Genomic DNA, 19,132 nt, shown 5'->3' on the forward strand with positions numbered 1-19,132 from the left:
TCTGACCTTGAGGCGCTCTTTGCCTCTCGGGAAGAAGCGAAGCCGCCGAACATTCTAGCCACTGTAGCTGGATTCCATTAAAAAGCAAAAGTGGCTCGCTCAGAATGTGAGGTGGATGGAGCTTCTGACCTTGAGGCGCTCTTTGCCTCTCGGGAAGAAGCGAAGCCGCCGAACATTCTAGCCACTGTAGCTGGATTCCAACAAAAAGCGAAAGTGGCTCGCTCTCAAGCCACCAATAAAAAAGAAAAAGCCCCGCTTTTCATCAAAGCGAAGCCCTCCTTTTCTTACTTACGCTTTTTCTTTTTCTTCTTGAATCCTGGTACATTTTCGAAGAATGCTTTTTTCTTCTTACCGTTACCATCTTTTTTCCCTGGCTGACTAGCGGACGTGGAAGTGGAAGTGGAAGCAGAAGCTGATCCTCTTCCTTTTCCTTTGCCACCACGGTCGAATTTTCTACCTGTACCACGTTCTCCGCCGCGCTCATCACTGCGCTCGCTACGTCCACCGCGTTTCTTTCTGCCTGTTCTTGGCTGTTCGATAACGACTGGACGATCTTTGAACTTACGACGAGGCGTACCTTTCATGCCAACGATTTCAAAGTCGATTGCACGCTCGTCTTTGTTTACGTTAATAACGCGAATTGTAATTTCGTCTCCGATGCGGAATACGTTACCTGTACGTTCTCCGATCATTGCGAAATGTTTCTCGTCATAACGGTAGTAATCATCCGTTAAGTAGCTAACGTGTACAAGACCTTCAATTGTATTTGGAAGCTCTACGAATAAACCGAAGTTTGTTACAGAGCTAATCATACCGTCATACTCTTCGCCGATCTTATCAACCATATACTCTGCTTTTTTCATTTCGTCTGTTTCACGTTCTGCTTCAACAGCACGGCGTTCCATATTAGAAGAGTGCTCTGCAATCTCAGGTAAGTTTTCACGCCATTTTGCTTGTGTTTCATTGTCGACTTTACCGTTAATGATGTATTCACGAATTAATCTATGAACGATTGTATCTGGGTAACGACGAATTGGTGATGTGAAATGTGTGTAGAACTCAGTTGATAAACCGAAATGTCCTAAGCTATCCGCATCGTAACGCGCTTGCTTCATTGAACGAAGCATTACTGTTGAAATAACTACTTCTTCAGGCTGTCCTTGAACCATTTCAAGAATTTGTTGCAGCGCACGAGGATGTATTTCATTCGCACGTCCTTTTACTGCATATCCGAAGTTTGTTACAAACTCGAAGAAACGTTCCAGCTTATCTTCTTTCGGATCTTCATGGACACGGTACATGAATGGTACGTTCATCCAGTGGAAATGCTCTGCTACTGTTTCGTTCGCAACAAGCATAAATTCTTCAATTAACTTCTCTGATACAGAACGATCACGCATGACAACATCTGTCGGTTTACCTTCTTCATCTACTAATACTTTCGCTTCTTTAAAGTCAAAGTCGATTGCACCGCGGCGCATACGTTTTTCACGTAAAATCTGTGCCAATTGACCCATCTCTTTAAACATCGGTACGAGCGGCTCATAGCGTTTGATTAACTCTTCGTCCTCATCTTCTAAAATGCTTCTTACGTCAGCATACGTCATACGCTCTGTCGTTTTAATCACACTTTGGAAAATCTCATGCTTTACAACATCACCTAAGTTGTTGATTTCCATTTCACAAGATAACGTCAGACGGTCTACTTTCGGGTTTAACGAACAAATACCGTTAGATAGACGATGCGGAATCATCGGAATTACACGGTCAACAAGATATACACTCGTTGCTCTTTCCGCTGCTTCTACATCAATTGGAGAACCTTCTTGAACGTAATGACTTACATCCGCAATATGAACGCCAAGCTTGTAGTTACCGTTCTCGAGCTTCGTTACTGTAACAGCGTCATCTAAATCTTTCGCGTCTGCACCGTCAATCGTTACGATCATTTGGTCACGCAGATCACGGCGATCTTTTAAATCTTCTTCTGAAATCGTTTCTGGTACACTGTTTGCATGCTCCATCACTTCTTCAGGGAATGCTAAAGGTAGATGATGTTTATGAATAACTGATAAAATATCTACTCCTGGATCATTTTTATGACCTAGAATTTGAATAACTTCACCTTCTGCACTTAAACGATTCTCTGGATAGCTCGTAATTTTCACAACTACTTTATGGCCTTCTACAGCACCCATTGATGCACTTTTCAAGATAAAGATATCACTCGTCCAGCGCTTATTGTCAGGTACAACAAATCCAAAGTTTTTCGATTCTGTATATGTACCAACTAGTTCTTTCGTGCCGCGCTCTAAAATACGTACAATTGAACCTTCTTGGCGTGATCCACTTGATTGTGCGCTAACACGCGCTAATACTGTATCGCCATGAAGTGCACCGTTTAACTCTGTAGGTGGGATGAAAAGATCATCATCTCCCGTTTTCTTCTCTTCTGGTACAACGAATGCAAAGCCACGTGCATGTCCAATTAATTTACCGCGTACTAAATTCATCTTTTCAGGAAGACCGTAACGGTTACTACGTGTGCGAATAACAAGTCCCTTCTCTTCCATCATTACAAGTGCCTTTACAAAATCTTTAAAGCCCTCAGACCCTTCAATTCCAAATGCCTCTTCTAACTCTTGTATTGTTAACGGTTTATACGCTTCTTCTCTCATAAATAACAACAACTTATCAATATTTTCTTGTATGATTTCTTCCAAGCAGAAATACCTCCTTTAAACCCTTATATTATTTAGTGTATCCGAAAGACTGGGGATGTATAAAGCGAAAATTTAATACTCCCCTAATGATTTTTACAGTTTTCACAAAAAATTCCTTATGAAAAAAAGAGGCAACTAGATCTTACCAATCTAGTTGCTCCAAGAAGTTATATACATCCTCATGTAGCTCGTCACGTTGCTTATCAAGTGTAATGACATGCGTAGAGTCTTCATACCATTTAATGTCTTTTAACGTAGATTCTACACCGTTATAAATAATGTTAGCACTATCTGTATTAATCATTTCATCATGACGTGCTTGTACAACAAATGTAGGTGCATAAATCATATCCACATTGTTACGTACGTCAGCAATTAATTGTTGTAATGCTTTTAATGTATTCATCGGTGTCTTTTGGAATTCCAACATTTCTTGTTCGATTTGCTCTGGTGATTTTTGCTCACGGTTTTTATATTCGCGGGCATATGCCAATATACCTTGGTACATCGTTTCTTCACTCTTAATATACATTGGTGCACACATTGGTACTACACCTAAAACAGGTACTGTATAACCTAATTTTAAAGAAAATACGCCGCCAAGTGATAATCCAACAACAGCAATTTTCTCAAAGCCTTTATCTTTTAAAAGCTGATATGCCTCCATTACGTCTTGCCACCAATCTTCAGGACCTGTATGAACAAGCTCTTCTGGTGGTACACCGTGCCCTTTATAAATTGGCGCATGACAAGTGTAGCCTTTCTTCTCTAAGAAACGCCCTAACATACGTACATCAGCTGAGTTTCCTGTGAAACCATGTAGTAATAAAACAGCGCGGTCTCCACCCTCAAATGTAAATGGTTTCGGAGATGCTAATTTCATCATGTACTTCTCCTCTTTCTCTTCTGTAATCTAGTCGTATTCTTTCTATATCTAGTGTACCATATTTATATTTCTATAATCTAATTAGAAACATCTTTCAAATGGCAAAATAAAAAAAGAAGAACCATTAGTACATCTTACTAACGCTTCTTCTTTCAATTCTATAAATTTAAGTACGTAACAGCAATTGTTAATACGAAGAATAGAACAGCTAAAACAATTGTAATACGGTTTAATACCGCTTCAATTCCACGTGCTTTTTGCTTACCAAATAATTGCTCTGCACCGCCTGAAATTGCACCTGAAAGGCCTGAGCTATTACTAGACTGCATAAGTACCATAACAATCATTAAAATCGATACAATAATAAGTAAAACAGATAATAACGTATGCACTTGGCGTACCTCCTACAAAGATTCAGTTATTTTAACTGTAGCATAAATTCTATAGAAAAGCGAGAGCTATAGAGTCGCTCTCGCTTTTCTTCTATTACATAAACATCATTGCAAATAACGGCCCGAGCAAACATGTCAAAATTGCTGTTAATGTCATTGTTACCGATCCAATAACACCTTCATGTTCATTATTTTTCATCGCTCTCATTACACCCATAATATGAGAAGCACATCCAAATCCGATACCTTTACCAACTGAGTTTGTAACGCGGCTCCATTTTAATAAAAGTGGGCCGGTAATCGTTCCAGTAATACCTGCGATAACAACGAAAGCTGCTGTTAATGACGGTACACCACCAACTTGCTCTGAAACACTCATCGCAACTGGCATTGTCACCGATTTTGGTAAAGAAGATAAAATTAAGCTTTTATCTGTTCCCATAAGTGATGCAATGGCAAAATCACTTGCGATTGCAACTGTTGTCCCTACTAATACGCCACCAGCAATCGGTACAACATATTTTTGCAGAACGTGACGTTGCTTATAAAGAGGAATTGCAAATGCTACAACACCGGGTCCCAGCAGTTTTGCAATCCAGCCACCACCGCTTTCCATATAATGTTGATATGGTATATCAAGCATGATAAATAAGAAAGCCATTAATCCTGTTGCTACAAGCATTGGAATGGTGAATGGTGTTGGAAATAATTTATAGATTTTTTTAGATAATTGGTATAATAGCACCGTAAAAAGAACCCAACCGATTCCGATTAATATTTGGCTCATCGCGACTCTCTTTCCTTTCTATTCGCAAGATATTGTCCTGTATGCCCTGCGACAATAATAATTAAAAATGTACTCGCTACAATTGTAATGAAAAGAGAAATTCCTTTACTCATAAAAAAAGCACCGTAATTCATTAGGCCAAGTGTTGGCGGAATTAATAAAAACGGCATAATAGCAACGAGTGTTTCTGCTCCTAAATCGAACCATTTCACTGGAAGGACTTTTAGGCTAAGTAAAACAAGTAAGAGGAACATTCCAATCAAACTTCCTGGAATCGGAATGTTTAACACTTCTTGTAACCAAGTTCCAACCATATACAAGACGTAAAGAGCAGCAATTTGGACAAGAATCTTTGTAAATTTCATGTTCATCATCCCTCATGTTTATACGATCTTCTCTTAATATCTTTATCATAGTATAAATTGTAAAAAGCTGCAATTTATCAACTTGACAGCAAAAACAGCTTATGTTAGACGCTTACAACCTTGATATGACTGGATTTCCGCATAGAAATTAAGTCAAAAACCTTGACCTAATATAAAAAGTTTTTATTTTCTGAATTTATAACGTTGTTATTTCAATAAAATAATCTTTTTATCCTTAAGCTTACATATATATAAAGTGAAACTTTCATTAGTGGTGGTTTTCTTCATCCCTACAATCAGGCTTTTACGGGATAAACAAGATAGGTGGTGAACATATGCCAAAAAAGTTCTTATTTTTTGTGATCCTGGGATTGATGATACGATGGCTCTCCTCTTAGCATTCTTTATTGATGAAATAGAAATCGTCGGCATTGTTGCTGATTACGGCAATGTTCCAAAAGAAATGGCCGTACAAAATGCTCATTTTCTTAAGAACGAAGCAAAGGATAGAAATATCAAGATATTTGGTGGATCAGAACGCCCACTTACTGGCGCCCCTCCTGCTTTCTTTACGGAAGTACACGGGAAACAAGGGCTCGGGCCAATTATTCCAAAGGGACATGTGACTAACGGAGAAATGGAGAATTTTTTCGAAGTCATTCCTCTTATTGAACAGTATAAAGATGAATTAATCATTGTTAGTTTAGGCAGACTTACCTCCCTAGCAATTTTATTCATCTTATGTAAACAGCTCATGAAGCAAGTTAAATCTTACTACGTAATGGGCGGTGCCTTTTTACATCCTGGTAATGTTACCCCTATTTCCGAAGCAAACTTTTATGGCGATCCTACTGCTGCTAATATAGTCCTTCAATCCTCACCTAACATGTACATCTATCCATTAAACGTCACTCAGTATTCCATCATTACACCAGAAATGGCTGAATACATTGAAGCAAAAGGAAAAGCCCCACTCGTCAAACCGTTATTCAATCATTATTACTACGGATATTATAAAGACGCCTTACCGCATTTAAAGGGGAGCCCCTTCCATGACACAATGCCAATACTCGCTTTACTTGATAACTCTATGTTTACATATCACAAGTCACCTATCGTTGTCATGACAGAATCTTATGCACAAGGAACAAGCATAGGGGAATTTCGTTCTTTAGGAGAATCTAAGCCATTTATTGATTGGCCGAGTCATCAAATCGCAATTGATTTTGATTATAACTGCTTCTTTAAACATTTCATGTCACTTATGACGGGTGAGCAATTTTAACATAAAAAAACAGACCGTGATTTCTCACGGTCTGTCGTTATTTTCTACAATTATCGTTTGATGTTGTAGAAAGATTTGATACCATCGTAAACAGCGATTTCGCCTAGTTCGTCTTCGATGCGTAATAATTGGTTGTACTTAGCAATACGGTCAGTACGGCTCATAGAACCAGTTTTGATTTGGCCAGCGTTAGTTGCAACTGCGATGTCAGCGATTGTAGCATCTTCAGTTTCACCAGAACGGTGAGATACAACTGCTGTGTAACCAGCACGTTTAGCCATTTCGATAGCTTCGAAAGTCTCAGTTAAAGTACCGATTTGGTTAACTTTAATTAAGATTGAGTTAGAGATACCTTTTTCGATACCTTCAGCAAGTTTTTGAGTGTTAGTTACGAATAAGTCGTCACCAACTAATTGTACTTTATCACCGATACGCTCAGTTAATAATTTGTGACCATCCCAGTCGTTTTCGTCTAAACCATCTTCGATAGAGATGATTGGGAAGTCTTTGCAAAGCTCTTCGTAGAAATCAACCATTTCTGCAGAAGTTAAGCCAGTACGGCCTTCGCCTGCAAGGTCATATTTACCAGTTTCTTTGTTGTAGAACTCAGAAGAAGCAACGTCCATTCCTAAGAATACGTTCTCGCCAGCTTTGTAACCAGCTTTTTCGATAGCTTCGATGATTACTTCTAATGCTTCACGGTTAGAACCAAGGTTTGGAGCGAATCCACCTTCGTCACCTACTGCAGTGTTAAGACCTTTGTCATGTAATACAGCTTTAAGTGCATGGAATACTTCAGCACCCATACGGATTGATTCTTTGAATGTTGGAGCACCAACTGGTAAGATCATGAACTCTTGGAAGTCTACGTTGTTATCAGCGTGAGAACCACCGTTGATGATGTTCATCATTGGAGTTGGTAATTGTTTTGCATTGAATCCACCAAGGTAACGGTATAATGGAAGACCTACGAAGTCAGCTGCTGCGTGAGCTACTGCCATAGATACACCAAGGATAGCGTTAGCGCCTAGTTTACCTTTGTTTGGAGTGCCATCTAATTCGATCATAGCACGGTCGATACCAGCTTGGTCAGTTACGTCGAAACCAACGATTTCTGGAGCGATTGCTTCGTTAACGTTGTTTACTGCATTTAGAACACCTTTACCAAGGTAACGAGATTTGTCACCGTCACGTAATTCTACTGCTTCGTGCTCACCAGTAGATGCACCACTTGGTACGATAGCGCGTCCGAAAGCGCCGCTTTCTGTGTAAACTTCTACTTCTACAGTTGGGTTACCACGAGAGTCAAGGACTTCGCGAGCATAAACATCAATAATTGTTGACATAATAAATTCTCTCCTTTTTATATAAGCAAATTATTTAATAATTGTTTTACCTGTCATTTCTTTCGGTTGTTCCACATTTAAAAGCGTAAGCATTGTTGGAGCGATATCTCCTAAAATACCACCTTCACGAAGCTCTACATCATTTTTTGTAACGATGAAAGGAACCGGGTTAGTTGTATGAGCTGTCATTGGTCCACCATCAGCAGTTAACTCCTGATCAGCATTACCATGGTCAGCAGTAATAAGTGCTACACCATCTTTTGCAAGAATCGCTTCTACAACTTTTCCTAAACATTCGTCAGTTGCTTCTACTGCTTTAATTGTTGGTTCCATCATCCCAGAATGGCCAACCATATCACAGTTTGCAAAGTTAAGAATGATAACATCATGTTTATCATTTTCGATTTCATTTACTAAAGCGTCCGTTACTTCGTAAATGCTCATTTCAGGTTTCAAGTCATACGTTGCAACCTTCGGTGAGTTAATTAAAATACGCTCTTCTCCTGGGAATTCAGCCTCACGACCACCGCTAAAGAAGAATGTAACGTGCGGATACTTTTCAGTTTCCGCGATGCGAAGTTGCTTTAATCCCGCTTGCGCAACAACTTCACCTAATGTGTTATCAAGGTTCATTGGCTTGAATGCCACGTAACCATCTACAGTTTCACTGAAATGTGTCATACAAACGAATTCAGGAATGTGAGGTACTTTTTCACCACGATCGAACTCACGGAAGTCTTCGTTTGTAAATACACGAGCAATTTGAATTGCACGGTCTGGACGGAAGTTATAGAAGATAACTGCATCATCATCATTGATTGTTGCAACTGGCGTGTTATCTTCGTTAACAATTATAGACGGCAATACGAATTCATCATAGATACCGTTCGCATAAGAGTCTTCTACACACTCTTCTGCTGATTTATAAGTAGGGCCTTCACCATTCACCATAGCACTGTAACATTTTTCTACGCGATCCCAACGCTTGTCACGGTCCATAGAGTAATAACGACCAGAGATAGTCGCGAATTGTCCTACTCCTGTTTCTTTAATTACTTCATTTGTTGCATCGATATAACCTTTTGCTGTTTGTGGTCCAACATCGCGGCCGTCTAAGAATGCATGGATATAAACTTTCTCCACGCCTTCTTTTGCTGCTAAGCGAAGAAGAGCAAACATATGGTTCATGTGACTGTGCACACCACCATCAGAAAGTAAACCGAATAAATGAAGAGCAGTACCTTTTTCTTTTACGCTTTTAATTGCATTTTGGAAAGTTTCGTTCTGATCGAACTCACCTTCACGAATTGCAACGTTTACGCGTGTTAAGCTTTGATATACAATGCGGCCAGCACCGATATTTAAGTGACCAACCTCAGAGTTACCCATTTGACCTTCTGGAAGGCCTACTTCCTCACCACAAGCTGTAAGCGTTGTGTGAGGGAATTTGTTCCAGTAACCATCAAAATTAGGTTTCTTAGCTTGTGCTACAGCATTCCCATGAGTTTCTTCACGTAGTCCGAAACCATCAAGAATGATTAAAGCTGTTGGCTTTCTCATTTTACCGCCCCCAGAAGACCTAAGAACGAAGCAGGCTCTAAGCTAGCACCGCCAACTAAAGCGCCGTCGATGTCAGATTGTGCCATATACTCTTTAATGTTTTCTGGTTTTACGCTACCGCCGTATTGAATACGAACAGCTTCTGCAGCTTCTGTAGAAACAGCTTCTGCAACAACTTTACGGATGTGCGCACATACTTCGTTTGCATCTGCAGAAGAAGAAGATTTACCTGTACCGATAGCCCAGATTGGCTCATAAGCGATAACAGTTGCTTTAACTTGCTCTTCTGTTAAACCTGCAAGTGCTTTTGTCACTTGACCTGCTACTAGATCAAATGTTTTTCCGCTTTCGCGCTCTTCTAAAGTCTCACCACAACATACGATTGGTGTTAAACCATGTTCAAATGCTGCAAGAGTCTTTTTGTTTACTGACTCATCTGTTTCAGCAAACATTTCACGACGCTCAGAGTGGCCAAGTACTACGTAGCCTACTTTTAAGTCGCTAAGTGCTACTGGGCTAATTTCGCCAGTGAATGCACCATTTTTTTCGAAGTGCATGTTTTGTGCACCTACTTGTAAATCAGTTCCTTCAGTTGCTGCTACTAAACGCTCTAAAAATAGAGCTGGAGAGCAAACTACTGCATCAACAGCTGAAGCTGCTGGGATTTGACCTTTAACTTCCTCTACGAAGCTAACTGCTTCAGATAGAGTTTTATTCATTTTCCAGTTACCTGCGATAATTGGTTTACGCATGCTTTGCACCGTCCTTTTTCTTTGGCTGCTACTTATTTGTCGTTAAGACAAACTACACCTGGAAGCTCTTTGCCTTCCATGAATTCTAATGACGCACCGCCGCCAGTAGAAATGTGGCTCATTTTATCAGCCATACCGAATTTTTCAACAGCTGCTGCAGAGTCACCACCGCCGATAACAGAGTATGTATCTTCTGCATCTGCTAATGCTTGTCCTACTGCTTTTGTACCTTCTGCGAATGGAGTCATTTCGAATACACCCATTGGTCCATTCCATACAACAAGCTTAGAATTTTTAATTACATCTGCATAAATTTCACGTGTTTTAGGACCGATGTCCACGCCTTCCCAAGTAGAAGGGATAGAGTCGATACCTACGATTTGAGTTGTTGCAGTTTCAGAGAATTCCTCTGTGATTACAACATCAACTGGCATGTAGAAGTTTACGCCTTTTTCTTTTGCAAGTTGCATAAATTCTTTAGCTAGTTCGATCTTGTCGTCTTCACATAGAGATAGACCAATTTCATGACCTAAAGCTTTAACGAATGTGTAAGCAAGTCCGCCACCGATGATTAAGTTATCTACTTTGTCTAATAGATGACGAATTACACCGATTTTATCTTTTACTTTCGCACCACCGATGATAGCTGTGAATGGACGTTCTGGGTTAGAAAGTGCTTTTCCAAGTACATCTAACTCTTTTTCCATTAATAATCCAGATACTGCTGGTAGGTAGTCTGCGATACCTGCTGTAGAAGCGTGAGCACGGTGAGCTGCACCGAATGCATCGTTTACGAAGATATCAGCAAGAGCTGCAAATTCTTTCGCAAGTTCTGCATCGTTCTTTTCTTCGCCCGCATAGAAACGTACGTTTTCAAGAACTAATACGTCGCCTTCGTTCATTGCTGCAACCATTTCTTGTGCAACTGGTCCGAATGCTTCGTCTGCTTTTTTAACATCTTTACCAAGAAGCTCGCCTAAACGTGCTGCTACTGGAGTAAGACGTAATTCTTCTACTGCTTGACCTTTTGGGCGGCCTAAGTGACTTGCTAAAATAACTTTCGCACCTTGCTCTACTAAATATTGAATTGTAGGAAGAGCTGCACGGATACGAGTTTCATCTGTAATTTTGCCTTCTTTCATAGGTACGTTGAAATCAACGCGGCAAAATACACGCTTACCTTTTAAATCTACGTCACGAATTGATTTTTTGTTCATTGGATTTCCCTCCGACTACTAGTTAGGATTGACAAAACCCACTCAAAAGCTTAACACATTTGCTTTTAAAACGAAAGAAGAGAGAGAGGGAACAAACCCTCTCCCTCGTTTTGTCATTGATTACTTATATAATTAAGAATTAAAGACCTTTAGAAGTCATGTATGCTGCTAGGTCTACTACGCGGTTAGAGTAACCAGTTTCGTTATCGTACCAAGAAAGTACTTTAACCATGTTACCTTCCATTACCATTGTAGATAATGCATCGATTGTAGAAGAAGCTGTACATCCGTTATAGTCGATAGATACTAATGGCTCTTCGCTGTATCCAAGGATACCTTTTAATTCGCCTTCAGCTGCTGCTTTGAATGCTGCGTTTACATCTTCAACTGTTACTTCTTTGTCAAGTTCAACAACTAAGTCAACAAGAGAAACGTTAGCAGTTGGAACACGTACAGCGCCACCGTTTAATTTACCTTTAAGTTCTGGTAATACTAATGCTACAGCTTTAGCTGCACCAGTAGATGTTGGGATCATGTTTTCAGCTGCTGCACGAGCACGACGTAAATCTTTGTGTGGTAAGTCTAAGATTTGTTGGTCGTTAGTGTAAGAGTGAATTGTTGTCATCATTCCGCGTTTTACGCCGAATTTTTCGTTTAATACTTTAGCGAATGGAGCTAGACAGTTTGTAGTACAAGAAGCGTTAGATACTACGTTGTGGTTAGCTGCATCATATTGTTCGTGGTTAACACCCATAACTACAGTGATATCTTCGTCAGAAGCTGGAGCTGAGATGATAACTTTCTTAACTGATCCACCTAAGTGTTTTTCAGCGTCTGATTTTTTAGTGAAACGGCCAGTAGATTCTACTACTACTTCTACTCCGTAGTCGCTCCATGGTAATTGAGCTGGGTCACGCTCAGCGATAACTTTAATTTCTTTACCGTTAACAACGATGCTGTTTTCGTTAGCAGATACTTCTGCATTTAAAGTTCCGTGAACTGTGTCATATTTTAAAAGGTGAGCTAATGTTTTAGCATCTGTTAAGTCGTTGATTGCTACTACTTCTACCTCAGAGTTGTTAAGAGCTGCGCGGAATACGTTACGTCCGATACGTCCAAATCCATTAATACCAATTTTAGTCATTTGAATTTCCTCCTTGGGGGATTATATTAAAGGGTAATACCCTTTGTTAACTGTTTTGCTGCACCTTCATCTGTAATTAGAATTGAAGTGTGCCCTTGTTTAATTACAGCCTGTATTGCCTTTGCCTTTGAAGAACCTCCAGCGACTGCAACAACGTGAGATACATGTTGTAAATCCTCAAGTTGCATACCAACTGTTCTTACTTTATGAACAACATTTCCTTGTTCATTAAAGTAGTAACCGAAAGCTTCGCCTACTGCTTCGCTTGCTTGAATCTTTAACCAATCTGCTTCTGAAGTATTTCTGCGACGTGCCATTGTTAACGCATCACCTATTCCATGAATGACGATATTGGAAGATCGAATCAACTCAAGAACTTCTTTCACGGAAGGCTCTGTCACAATAGACGCATATGCTTCGCTACTAACATGGTCTGGAACATACAATAAGCGATAATTACTCATCGTATTTTGTGCCATCTTGGCACAAATGGTATTGGCTTCTAATTCGACACCCTCTCCAATTCCACCACGCGCTGGGACAAATAGCATATGTAAATCTTTGCAATCAAGCTGCATCATGTCCGCAGCAGCAGCTAGCGTAGTTCCTCCAGCCACAGCAACGATATTATTCGCTGTCAGACGGTCTTTTATACAAGTCACACAAGCACGGCCCATCTCCAGTTTGACCCAAGGTGATTCATCACTATCACCAGGGACAACGAAAACTTCATCCAAGTCTAATGTTTCCTTAAGTTGCTTTTCTAAAACCTTTAACCCGGAAATTTCTTTCATAAAGTCTTCCAAAGCAAGAACTAAAGCTGTTCCTTCTTCTGTCAAAGTCATTCCAGAAGAAGCGACGTGAACTAAGTTTTGTTCTTTCAAAACTTGAACTTCACTTCGCAATACTCGTTCTGTCATACCGAGACTTGCTGACAAGTTTCTTCTTCCAATCGGCTGCATGAGCCTAATGTATTGAAGAATTTGCATTCTCGTTTGCATAACAGGTAGCAGATCAGGTAATAATTTTTTTGTGTTCTGAATCCATGAGCGCATATCTTTTCTCCTCACTACATTGGTTCATTTTTCCTCGTGGTCACTTTACGTCCCGTAGTGACATTTTGTGCCCCACATAGGTTAAAAAAATAATCCCTGCTACGTGTATTATTGTAACAGGAGATAGAAACTTATTCAACTCTTAACTGCATTCTTTATATAGTTTATTATGACACCTTTGTGAATGTTACCATATTCTACTTGTTTTCCGCCTATTTCTACCACCGGAATCATTAGGTGATATTTTTCTAAAAGGTCATTATCTTCATATATATTTATTTCCTCGATTTGAAAAGAATATTCACATTGTACTTCCTCTAAAACTTGTTTCGCCTGCACGCAAAGGCCACAATCTTTTTTTGTATACAGTACAACTTTCATATTCTTCACCTATCCGATCGTTTTTCGTAATGATGACGCTGGAATGTGCATTTGTTCTCTATACTTCGCCACTGTTCTTCGAGAAATAACGATTTCATGCTCTTCTTCTAATAATTTTGAAATCTTTTGATCTGAAAGTGGCTTTTTCTTATTCTCCGCCTCAACAAGCGTTTGGATAAATCGTTTCACACGCTTTGTAGAAACTGCTTCATCTTCAGTAGTCGAAATAGCATTACTAAAGAAAGATTTCATCTCAAATAAACCATGTGGTGTTTGCACATATTTATTTCGCGTTGCACGACTAATTGTAGATTCATGCACACTTAACTCTTCCGCTACCTCTTTTAAAGCAAGCGGTTTTAAATATTCTGGACCTTCCCAGAAGAAATCACGTTGTTTTTCCATAATAATAGTCATCACTTGCAGAAGCGTTTGTTTTCTCTGTTTTAAACTGCGCATAATCCACTGCACATGCTGATACTTTTCTGATACATAAGATGCTACTTCACTTTCACTATTATTCAGAAGCGCACTATACTCAGAATGAATTTCAATTCTCGGCATATTTCTCTCGTTCATTTGTAAAACGAGACGATCACCATCTTTTTTCACCGCCATATCAGGCACAATATAAAGCGGTTTATCAGAAGAAAACGCAAGACCTGGTTTCGGCTGTAATGACGTAATACAGTTCACCGCCGATTGCAATTCTTCATTACTACACTTCAACACTTGAACGAGCTTTCGCCAATCTTTCTTCACGAAATAAGCGAAGTGATCCTCTATAACCTCTTCCGCTAATCCATTCCGTCTTTGTAAGCGCTTCAATTGTAAAGTTAGACATTCCTGAATATTACGCGCTCCTACCCCTGCTGGCTCGAGTGATTGGACAAGCTCTACAAAGCGGGCGACTTCATGAATCGGTGCGGAAAGGAGATCTGCTAACTCTTCGTTCGTTTCTTGTAAATACCCATTTCCATCCATGTTCATAATAATGAAAGAAGCTATTTTTCGCTCTTCTTCATCTATTTTATAATACTGTATTTGATTTAATAAATGTTGCTGAATCGTTGTTGAATCCACACTGTAGATTTCCATCTGATTCTCGATTTGTTTGCTGGTACTTTTACTGTTGTTAGAGCTCTTTTTCTTCTCCCTCTCAAAACCACCTAACTCAATAAGGGGATTCTCTAACGATTGCTCATACAAAAACTCCGATAATTCTTGTACATTATACTGGAGCATTGTAATCGCTTGCCTTAACTCTTGTGTCATTGCCAAACGTAAGCTTTGTTCTTGTAAAAGACTTGCCTTCAAACTAATCTCCCCCTTGTTTCTATTGTACAATAAGTTTGGTAAAAGGAGAATGCTATCACAGACACCCATTCCAAAATATTATTAATTTATATGTATTAATGAGATTTACAACTTACAACCGAAATTTGAATAATATTGAAAGAAAATAATAGCGCGATAAAAATTATTACCACATACTAATAGTAAATCTTATTATCAGATATAACAAGTATTAATAAAAAAGGTCTGCACTTATATTTGTAAGTGCAGACCTTTTTATGCAGATAGATTCATTATGCTTCGTTAAATATAACATCCCCTTCTTCAGCAGGCCATTCACCTTCTAATTCCGTGTCGTCTAACATCATTTCAGCCGTAAAGACAATCGCTATTAAATCCTTATGGTAGTCTCCGCTAGGCAAATAGTGATTAGGTCCAAAACAATCCCTATCAATTTCTTTATAGTGCACTTCCATATTTAACATGAATTTTAACATTTCATCGCCTGTAATTTCACCAGAATCAGACACAGCAACGGTTCTACGTTCGTTATCCCCTAAAATACTTAAATATCCACTAATTTTACGCACCTGCAATCCCCTCATACTATAATTTTTAGATAATTTTAGTATAAACTCATTACAAAATTAACAGAAGTACCTTGTAGGGCCATAACAAAAACCCCCTATACACGATTATTTCTAATCACATACAAGAGGTTGTTTTAAATTTACTATTTATTTTCAACACGTAACACCAACAATACATAACGCGCCCAGAGGGATTCGAACCCCCGGCAGACGTGGTACCGGAAACCACCGCTCTATCCGACTGAGCTATGGGCGCATGATTATAGAAAATAGTTCATTTTCTTTTCATAATAATAGCAATAAAATCCATCTAAATCAATAAAAATATCCCTGTAATCCTTTATGAACCTTAGTTAGGAATATATTAACAAAGTACTATCCCCTAAATTTTCCAATCATAAATTCATCCCAACTCACAAATTATAATCTTTGAATTGATATTCCAAAGGGGGCTTCATTCAATGACTGTAATTACAAAACTAAAGCAAACTGTTTCTGGATTAAAAAGTGCACAAGCTAGCTTAGAGGGATTCGCTCTTGATACGGATAACCAACAAGCAAAGCAACTTTTCCAAACAGCTGCAGAGCAAACGCAAACGATTATCGATTCTTTAAATCCACGCGTTGAAGAAGTCCAACAAGAAGAACCACAATACTCACAGCAATAACAGATTAGTCATGCTGTGAAATAGAAAAAGGGTGATATGCAGTCATCCTTTTTCTATCACATTACATATTGCAATAGAAATGGAATGATAATCATGCGAAAACTCGGTCTCATAACCGCATTATTTGCCCTTCTATTTAGCTCTTTTACCGGATGTGATAATAGTCCCTTAGATAAAAAAGTGAAAGAAGAAGCAAAACGAACGGAGAAAGAAAAAGGTCCCAAACTAACAAAGACGAGTACGGAATCCTTTAATCAATCTATATCACAAGGAGCCAAGAAAAGGGCTCTCGCTATGGATGAAATTACAAAAAGCACAGCAGTGAATTCAAATTTGGATCTCTACATAGCAGTTCTACCTGAGCATCACGAAAGGTTTGGATTAAAGCCTCTGCGTAAGAAGCTTCAAAAGCAGCTAAGTGATGAGCATCCTACTTTCGATGTTCGTGTAAGTACTGATAAAAAAATCTTTATGTTACTCGAAAAGCTTGAGAGCAAAATTAAGAAAAAAGAAGTATCTAAAGACGAGATCAATAAGCAATTAAAACTCATTGGGAAAAAAATGGAGTCTAACACTTAACGCTTTTTAATAGAAAAGGAAGGATCGCAATGTCTAGTAAAGATAAGAACTTAACCCCTGTGCAACAAGAGTATAAAAAATTCGAGCAAGAACGCGAACCGAAGCGTCCTGTCTTGAAAAATTGTATTAAAGCCTTTTTCGTCGGTGGTTTTATTTGCTTCATCGGACAACTCATTTCTACGTTTTATATCACATATTTTGACTTCACTGAGCGTTCAGCAGGAAATCCAACAGTCGCAACTCTCATTTTCATTTCCATGTTACTAACTGGTTTCGGTATATATGACCGCTTTGGGCAGTTTGCTGGAGCAGGCACAGCTGTACCCGTTACTGGATTTGGTAACTCTGTTATTGCCGCATGTATCGAACACCGAACAGAAGGGTTCGTACTCGGCGTTGGAGGAAATATGTTTAAATTAGCCGGCTCTGTTATTTTGTTTGGTGTATTTTCAGCTTTCGTCATCGCACTTATTAAAACGATTCTCGTTCAATGGGGAGGGCTATAAATGTTACAAGGACACCGAACATGGGTATTTGAAAATAAACCCGTTATTATTTCGACAGGAGTCGTTGGCGGGCCATTTGAAGCAAAAGGAAACATTCCAGAAGACTTCGATATCCTTCATGAAGATTTATGGCTCGGCCAGGATTCCTATGAAAAAGCCCATAAAATTTTATTCGAAGAAGCTTGTAGCCGCGCTACTGAAAAAGCCAAGCTTCGTAAAGACGATATTCAATTCGTACTTGCAGGAGATTTAATTAATCAAATCACTCCAACAAGCTTTGCCTGCCGTACACTCGGAACACCATATCTCGGATTATTCGGAGCATGTTCTACTTCCATGGAAGGATTAGCGCTCGGGGCAAGTATTGTAAATGCAAAAGGCGCAAAATATTTATTAACCGGGGCATCTAGTCATAACGCCGCTGTAGAGAAGCAGTTCCGATATCCAACTGAATACGGCGGTCAAAAACCTCCTACCGCACAATGGACAGTAACTGGAGCTGGCGCAGCTATTTTAAGCGACACCGGACATGGTCCTAGAGTAACATCTGCAACAATCGGACGAGTGATTGATATGGGATTAACAGATCCTTTTAATATGGGTGGTGCGATGGCCCCAGCAGCTGTCGATACGATTGAGGCCCATTTACGCGAACGACAAATTGACGCCTCTTATTACGACTTAATTGTAACAGGTGATCTTGGACATGTCGGTCGCGAAATTGCTTATGACTTACTACATAAACACGGAACGAAAGTAACGAGCGAACAGTTTCAAGATTGCGGCATACTCATTTATAGAGAAGGGCAACCTGTCATAGCTGGTGCTAGCGGACCGGGATGTTCCGCAACAGTCGTGTACGGTCATTTATTAAACCGAATGAAAAGAGGAGAGTTCAAAAAAATACTTGTCGTTGCGACAGGCGCTTTACTATCTCCACTTACATTCCAACAAGAAGAAACGATTCCGTGTATCGCTCACGCCGTTTCGATTGAATTTGGAGGTGCAACGCAATGATTTTTTTCTGGGCTTTCGTCATCGGCGGACTCATATGTGTAATTGGCCAACTTATGTTTGATGTTGGCAAGCTAACACCCGCTCATACAATGGCAACACTCGTTGTTGCCGGTGCTATACTGGACGGATTCAACCTGTATGAACCATTAATCGACTTTGCTGGAGCCGGGGCAACTGTACCTATTACAAGTTTCGGTAATGCCCTCGTTCACGGCGCAATGGAAGAAGCTGCAAAACACGGCATCGTTGGCGTCATTACCGGAATGTTTAAAGTAACAAGCGCTGGTATTTCTGCTGCTATCATATTCGGATTCATTGGTGCATTACTATTCAAACCGAAAGGATAAGAGGTGTTTGTATGACAGTTATCGCTAGCGTTAAAACCTGCCTTGCTAGTGTAAGGGGCGCTCAAGCAAGCTTAAGCTCCCTTTCACTACATTCACAGGACGCGGAATCAAAACGCGTATTTCATGAATGTATGTTAGAAATGGACAGCATCATCGCTGATTTACAGAATAGAGTTTCATTATTAGAACGTGAAGAACCTCAATATAAAGGGTTTTAAGTAGACTGGAGGAAATGA

General features: G+C 39.6%; 21 protein-coding genes and 1 tRNA gene. 7 read left to right on the plus strand and 15 right to left on the minus strand.

The genetic code is table 11. The annotated features are described in order from the left end of the window. Positions 1-284: 284 nt before the first annotated feature. The 5 genes from rnr to JDS99_RS20615 all read right to left on the minus strand — a co-directional run bounded on the left by rnr (position 285) and on the right by JDS99_RS20615 (position 5,153). The gene (gene rnr / locus JDS99_RS20595) at positions 285-2,723 is read right to left on the minus strand and encodes a ribonuclease R (RefSeq protein ID WP_088608590.1); all 2,439 of its coding nucleotides are present in this window, start codon (positions 2,721-2,723) and stop codon (positions 285-287) included. A 142-nt stretch (positions 2,724-2,865) separates the two neighbouring features. Further along, positions 2,866-3,606 carry a carboxylesterase gene (gene estA / locus JDS99_RS20600; protein WP_000761972.1) on the minus strand — a complete coding sequence of 247 codons (741 nt, stop codon included), beginning with the start codon at positions 3,604-3,606 and terminating at the stop codon, positions 2,866-2,868. A gap of 161 nt (positions 3,607-3,767) precedes the next feature. Then, positions 3,768-4,001 carry a preprotein translocase subunit SecG gene (secG, locus tag JDS99_RS20605; RefSeq protein WP_000557263.1) on the minus strand — a complete coding sequence of 78 codons (234 nt, stop codon included), beginning with the start codon at positions 3,999-4,001 and terminating at the stop codon, positions 3,768-3,770. Positions 4,002-4,095: 94 nt separating this feature from the next. Next, a complete protein-coding gene (locus tag JDS99_RS20610; RefSeq protein ID WP_000078299.1) occupies positions 4,096-4,788 on the minus strand; it encodes an LrgB family protein in 693 nt (230 codons plus the stop codon). Then, positions 4,785-5,153 carry a CidA/LrgA family holin-like protein gene (locus JDS99_RS20615; protein WP_075309614.1) on the minus strand — a complete coding sequence of 123 codons (369 nt, stop codon included), beginning with the start codon at positions 5,151-5,153 and terminating at the stop codon, positions 4,785-4,787. The genes JDS99_RS20610 and JDS99_RS20615 overlap by 4 nt, the downstream gene beginning before the upstream one ends. Before the next feature lie 382 nt (positions 5,154-5,535). On the opposite strand from JDS99_RS20615, the gene JDS99_RS20620 reads away from it, so the two are divergent. Beyond that, a complete protein-coding gene (locus JDS99_RS20620) occupies positions 5,536-6,438 on the plus strand; it encodes a nucleoside hydrolase (protein ID WP_199695618.1) in 903 nt (300 codons plus the stop codon). A 50-nt stretch (positions 6,439-6,488) separates the two neighbouring features. Here the strand turns inward: JDS99_RS20620 and eno are convergent, their stop codons facing one another. The 10 genes from eno to JDS99_RS20670 all read right to left on the minus strand — a co-directional run bounded on the left by eno (position 6,489) and on the right by JDS99_RS20670 (position 16,035). Continuing rightward, complete coding sequence (gene eno / locus JDS99_RS20625; protein WP_000103948.1) at positions 6,489-7,784, minus strand: phosphopyruvate hydratase; 1,296 nt, start codon at positions 7,782-7,784, stop codon at positions 6,489-6,491. A 30-nt stretch (positions 7,785-7,814) separates the two neighbouring features. Further along, the gene (gene gpmI, locus JDS99_RS20630) at positions 7,815-9,344 is read right to left on the minus strand and encodes a 2,3-bisphosphoglycerate-independent phosphoglycerate mutase (RefSeq protein WP_199695619.1); all 1,530 of its coding nucleotides are present in this window, start codon (positions 9,342-9,344) and stop codon (positions 7,815-7,817) included. After that, positions 9,341-10,096 (minus strand): triose-phosphate isomerase, encoded by a 756-nt coding sequence (gene tpiA / locus JDS99_RS20635; protein WP_001231043.1) that lies wholly within the window; start codon positions 10,094-10,096, stop codon positions 9,341-9,343. The genes gpmI and tpiA overlap by 4 nt, the downstream gene beginning before the upstream one ends. Before the next feature lie 32 nt (positions 10,097-10,128). Next, a complete protein-coding gene (locus JDS99_RS20640; protein ID WP_001036333.1) occupies positions 10,129-11,313 on the minus strand; it encodes a phosphoglycerate kinase in 1,185 nt (394 codons plus the stop codon). A 139-nt stretch (positions 11,314-11,452) separates the two neighbouring features. Continuing rightward, the gene (gene gap / locus JDS99_RS20645) at positions 11,453-12,457 is read right to left on the minus strand and encodes a type I glyceraldehyde-3-phosphate dehydrogenase (protein WP_000161234.1); all 1,005 of its coding nucleotides are present in this window, start codon (positions 12,455-12,457) and stop codon (positions 11,453-11,455) included. 26 nt (positions 12,458-12,483) lie between these two features. After that, positions 12,484-13,512, minus strand: coding sequence for a gapA transcriptional regulator CggR (gene cggR, locus JDS99_RS20650; protein WP_001258183.1), 1,029 nt, complete (start codon positions 13,510-13,512; stop codon positions 12,484-12,486). 135 nt (positions 13,513-13,647) lie between these two features. Beyond that, positions 13,648-13,893 (minus strand): glutaredoxin family protein, encoded by a 246-nt coding sequence (locus JDS99_RS20655; RefSeq protein ID WP_000869731.1) that lies wholly within the window; start codon positions 13,891-13,893, stop codon positions 13,648-13,650. Positions 13,894-13,902: 9 nt separating this feature from the next. Beyond that, the gene (gene rpoN, locus JDS99_RS20660) at positions 13,903-15,210 is read right to left on the minus strand and encodes an RNA polymerase factor sigma-54 (RefSeq protein WP_088064784.1); all 1,308 of its coding nucleotides are present in this window, start codon (positions 15,208-15,210) and stop codon (positions 13,903-13,905) included. Positions 15,211-15,482: 272 nt separating this feature from the next. Next, entirely contained in the window at positions 15,483-15,779 is a 297-nt protein-coding gene (locus JDS99_RS20665; protein WP_199695620.1) for a hypothetical protein, read from the minus strand. Between the two features lie 180 nt (positions 15,780-15,959). Next, positions 15,960-16,035 (minus strand) — tRNA-Arg (locus JDS99_RS20670). Positions 16,036-16,240: 205 nt separating this feature from the next. Between JDS99_RS20670 and JDS99_RS20675 the strand changes: the two genes are divergently transcribed. From JDS99_RS20675 to JDS99_RS20700, 6 genes are all read left to right on the plus strand, one after another. After that, on the plus strand, positions 16,241-16,447 hold the full coding sequence (locus JDS99_RS20675; RefSeq protein ID WP_000216160.1) for a DUF1657 domain-containing protein: 207 nt from the start codon (positions 16,241-16,243) through the stop codon (positions 16,445-16,447). 93 nt (positions 16,448-16,540) lie between these two features. After that, positions 16,541-17,026 carry a YhcN/YlaJ family sporulation lipoprotein gene (locus JDS99_RS20680; protein WP_046955592.1) on the plus strand — a complete coding sequence of 162 codons (486 nt, stop codon included), beginning with the start codon at positions 16,541-16,543 and terminating at the stop codon, positions 17,024-17,026. Between the two features lie 29 nt (positions 17,027-17,055). Continuing rightward, on the plus strand, positions 17,056-17,532 hold the full coding sequence (gene spoVAC, locus JDS99_RS20685; protein WP_000095399.1) for a stage V sporulation protein AC: 477 nt from the start codon (positions 17,056-17,058) through the stop codon (positions 17,530-17,532). After that, the gene (gene spoVAD, locus JDS99_RS20690) at positions 17,533-18,549 is read left to right on the plus strand and encodes a stage V sporulation protein AD (RefSeq protein ID WP_046955591.1); all 1,017 of its coding nucleotides are present in this window, start codon (positions 17,533-17,535) and stop codon (positions 18,547-18,549) included. Beyond that, a complete protein-coding gene (gene spoVAE / locus JDS99_RS20695) occupies positions 18,546-18,896 on the plus strand; it encodes a stage V sporulation protein AE (protein ID WP_000575918.1) in 351 nt (116 codons plus the stop codon). The genes spoVAD and spoVAE overlap by 4 nt, the downstream gene beginning before the upstream one ends. A gap of 11 nt (positions 18,897-18,907) precedes the next feature. Then, on the plus strand, positions 18,908-19,114 hold the full coding sequence (locus JDS99_RS20700; RefSeq protein WP_000215899.1) for a DUF1657 domain-containing protein: 207 nt from the start codon (positions 18,908-18,910) through the stop codon (positions 19,112-19,114). Positions 19,115-19,132 lie beyond the last annotated feature (18 nt).

Source organism: Bacillus cereus group sp. N6 (assembly GCF_016483705.1).
In the GTDB taxonomy this organism is placed as follows: Bacteria; Bacillota; Bacilli; order Bacillales; family Bacillaceae_G; genus Bacillus_A; species Bacillus_A wiedmannii.